This window comes from Pseudomonas meliae (assembly GCF_001400515.1).
In the GTDB taxonomy this organism is placed as follows: domain Bacteria; phylum Pseudomonadota; class Gammaproteobacteria; order Pseudomonadales; family Pseudomonadaceae; genus Aquipseudomonas; species Aquipseudomonas amygdali.
In genome coordinates this window covers 1-3218 of sequence record NZ_LJQT01000028.1, presented here as the reverse complement: position 1 = coordinate 3218, position 3218 = coordinate 1, and the positions used below count along the sequence as shown (strand labels likewise).

The 3218-nt window shown below is 59.9% G+C and carries 3 protein-coding genes; all 3 read right to left on the bottom strand.

The features are described from left to right. Positions 1–25: 25 nt before the first annotated feature. The 3 genes from ALO64_RS01270 to ALO64_RS01260 all read right to left on the bottom strand — a co-directional run bounded on the left by ALO64_RS01270 (position 26) and on the right by ALO64_RS01260 (position 3198). A complete protein-coding gene (locus ALO64_RS01270; RefSeq protein ID WP_044345704.1) occupies positions 26–1570 on the bottom strand; it encodes a phosphoenolpyruvate carboxykinase in 1545 nt (514 codons plus the stop codon). A 179-nt stretch (positions 1571–1749) separates the two neighbouring features. Then, positions 1750–2652 (bottom strand): Hsp33 family molecular chaperone HslO, encoded by a 903-nt coding sequence (gene hslO, locus ALO64_RS01265; RefSeq protein ID WP_044345705.1) that lies wholly within the window; start codon positions 2650–2652, stop codon positions 1750–1752. 171 nt (positions 2653–2823) lie between these two features. Then, positions 2824–3198 carry an RNA-binding S4 domain-containing protein gene (locus ALO64_RS01260; RefSeq protein WP_044345706.1) on the bottom strand — a complete coding sequence of 125 codons (375 nt, stop codon included), beginning with the start codon at positions 3196–3198 and terminating at the stop codon, positions 2824–2826. Between the last annotated feature and the right edge of the window lie 20 nt (positions 3199–3218).

Below are 3218 nucleotides of genomic sequence, written 5' to 3'. Positions count from 1 at the left end.
AGGCGGTTTTTTTAGAGGACGCTAATTACAACTTCGGACCCGCAGCCTTGATGGCGTCGCTCACGTCGAACTTCTTGAAGTTCTCCACGAACAGGCCAGCCAGGGCCTTGGCGGCTTCGTCGTAGGCCGCTTTGTCAGCCCAGGTGTTGCGTGGGTTGAGCAGGCCGGTGTCGACGCCGGGTACCGATTCCGGTACGTCGAGGTTGATGGTGTCCAGGTGCTCGGTTTCTGCACCGATCAGTGCGCCGCTCTGGATGGCTGCGATCACGCCACGGGTGGTCGGGATGTTGAAGCGCTTGCCGACGCCGTAGCCACCGCCGGTCCAGCCGGTGTTGACCAGGTAGACCTTGGATTTGAAGCCGCGGATGCGCTTGATCAGCAGTTCAGCGTATTCGCCAGCCGGACGCGGGAAGAACGGGGCGCCGAAGCAGGTGGAGAAGGTGGACTTGATGCCCGAACCCGAACCCATTTCGGTCGAACCGACCAGTGCGGTGTAACCCGACAGGAAGTGGTAGGCAGCCTGTTCTTCACTGAGGATCGACACTGGTGGCAGGACGCCGGTCAGGTCGCAGGTCAGGAAGATCACGGCGTTTGGCTCGCCGCCGAGGTTTTTCGGTGCGCGTTTTTCGATCAGTTCACGCGGGTAGGCCGCACGGCTGTTCTGGGTCAGGCTGCTGTCGGCGTAGTCGGCTTTTTTGGTGACCGGGTCAAGTACGACGTTTTCCAGTACGGCGCCGTGCTGAATGGCTTTCCAGATGACCGGCTCGTTCTTCTCGGACAGGTCGATGCACTTGGCATAGCAACCGCCTTCGATGTTGAACACCACACCTTCGCCCCAGCCGTGCTCGTCGTCACCGATCAGGTAACGGCTTTCATCGGCGGACAGGGTGGTCTTGCCGGTGCCGGACAGGCCGAAGAACAGGGTTACATCGCCCTCTTCGCCCATGTTGGCGGCGCAGTGCATCGGCAGCACGTCCGAAGCTGGCAGCAGGAAGTTCTGTACCGAGAACATGGCTTTCTTCATTTCGCCGGCATAACGCATGCCTGCGATGAGTACTTTGCGCGCGGCGAAGTTGATGATGACGGTGCCATCGGAGTTGGTGCCGTCACGCTCAGGGTCGCAGACGAACCATGGCGCGTTCTGGATTTCCCACTCGTCCTTGCCAGCCGGGTTGTACTGTTCAGGGTTGATGAACAGACAACGGCCGAACAGGTTGTGCCACGCAGTTTCGGTGGTCATCTTGACGGGCAGGTAGTGCGCAGGATCGGAGCCTACATGAACGTGGGAAACGAAGCGCTCGCGCTCGGCCAGGTATGCACCGACACGGTTCCACAAGGCGTCGAATTTCTCGGCCGGAAACTTGCGGTTGATCGGGCCCCAGGCGATGGCGTCCTGGGTGCTCGGCTCTTCAACAATGAAACGATCGACCGGCGAACGGCCAGTACGATGGCCTGTCTCCACAACCAGTGCGCCAGTGTCGGAAAGTACGCCTTCGTTACGGGCAAGGGCTTCCTTGACCAGTTCGTCGGTGCTCAGATCGGTGTGCACAGCGTTGTTGATTTGCGTCATGAGGTTCCTCGTCGGCCTGTAGCCGAGTGCTCCAAACGGTTTTGTAGTAAAAAAACAACCACTACTACAGCGTAAAAGTGGGCCGGATTATGCCAGAAATGCCCAGAAATGGTAGGACCCTCCTGTCAGAACAGCATTACAAGGGCCCATACCGTATTCTGAGGGACTTTACGCGTTGATCAATGGCGCGTGTCAGATGGCGAATCGACACCGCCGCCAGCAAACAGCTGTGCAACGTCAGTGGCATCGAACAGGTAGCGCTCGTTGCAGAACTGACAGTCGATCTCGATGCTGCCGTTGTGCTCGATGACCAGTTGCTGCGCGTCCTCCAGGCCAAGACTGACCAGTGCGTTGGCCGAGCGCTCGCGCGAGCAACTGCAGCGAAAACAGATTGGCTGGGCGTCGAACAGGCGCACTGGGTCTTCGTGATACAGGCGATGCAAAATGGTCTGGTTGTCCAGGCCGAGCATTTCTTCGGCAGTCAGGGTGCTGGCGAGGGTAATGACATGTTCCCAGCTGGCATCGCGCTCTTCCGGGTCGGTGATCTGTGCGGCAGGCAGTTGCTGCAGCAGCAGGCCGCGGGCGCGATGACCGTCAGCCTTGAGCCAGAAACGGGTGCCCAACTGCTCGGACATCACGAAGTAGTTAGAGAGGCTTTCCGACAGGTCGACGCCATCCAGCGCCACAATGCCCTGATAGCGCTTGCCCTTGTGCGGGTCGACAGTCAATGCCAGCGAACCGTCAGGCATCAGGTCCTGCAGGCCAGCGGCTGGCGTGATGAGCGTTTCGTCATAGCGGGCGATGCCGCGCAGCTCGCGTTCGCTGGAGCATTCGACCATCAGCAGCGGTACAGCGCCGCTGGAGCGCGCCTGCAAAATCAGCAGTCCGTCGAACTTGAGGGTGCCGACCAGCAGAGCGGCGGCAGCCATCAGTTCTCCCAGCAACTGCGCGACCGGCTCCGGGTACGGGTGCTTGGCGAGTACTTCGGCATAACTGCGTTCAAGGGCTACCAGCTCTCCACGAACGTCGCTTTCGTCGAAGATGAAGCGCTGGGTGAAATCGGTGTCCGGTAAATCATGCATAGGGAAGGTATCTGAAGTAATGACATTGGATGGCACGCGGCTGAGCAAGCACCGTCCGGCACTCGAAAGCGCCGTGGCCATGCGGATTGACCGGCATTTTAGGAGCTATCCGGTGCGCTTCCAAGCGGGTTGGCCGTTCGGGCTGATCGCCGGAGCCGCCATGCGCTGTTTTCAGTCGTTGTTGTTGTGGCTGGCACGGAAACCAAAAAGCTCCCGGCGTTGCTTCTTGGTGGGCTTTCCGTCGGTAGTTACACCCAGGTTGCCAGCCTTGCGCTGAGCGGCCGCGCTTTCTCTTTTGGCGATGCTGTCGGGTGTCTCGCTATACAGCGTCTGCGCCTCAGGCGCACCCCGGCGAACGGTGGACAACGCCTCGACCACTATCGTGCACTCATCGAAGCCCATGCGAATCTGAAACTCGTCGCCTGGACGAGGCTCCTTGCCGGGCTTGCAACGTTCGCCGCGACAGTGCACCTTGCCGCTTTCGATAGCTGCTTTGGCCAATGCGCGTGTTTTGAAAAAACGTGCGGCCCACAGCCATTTATCCAGACGGACTGAACCGCCCCGGG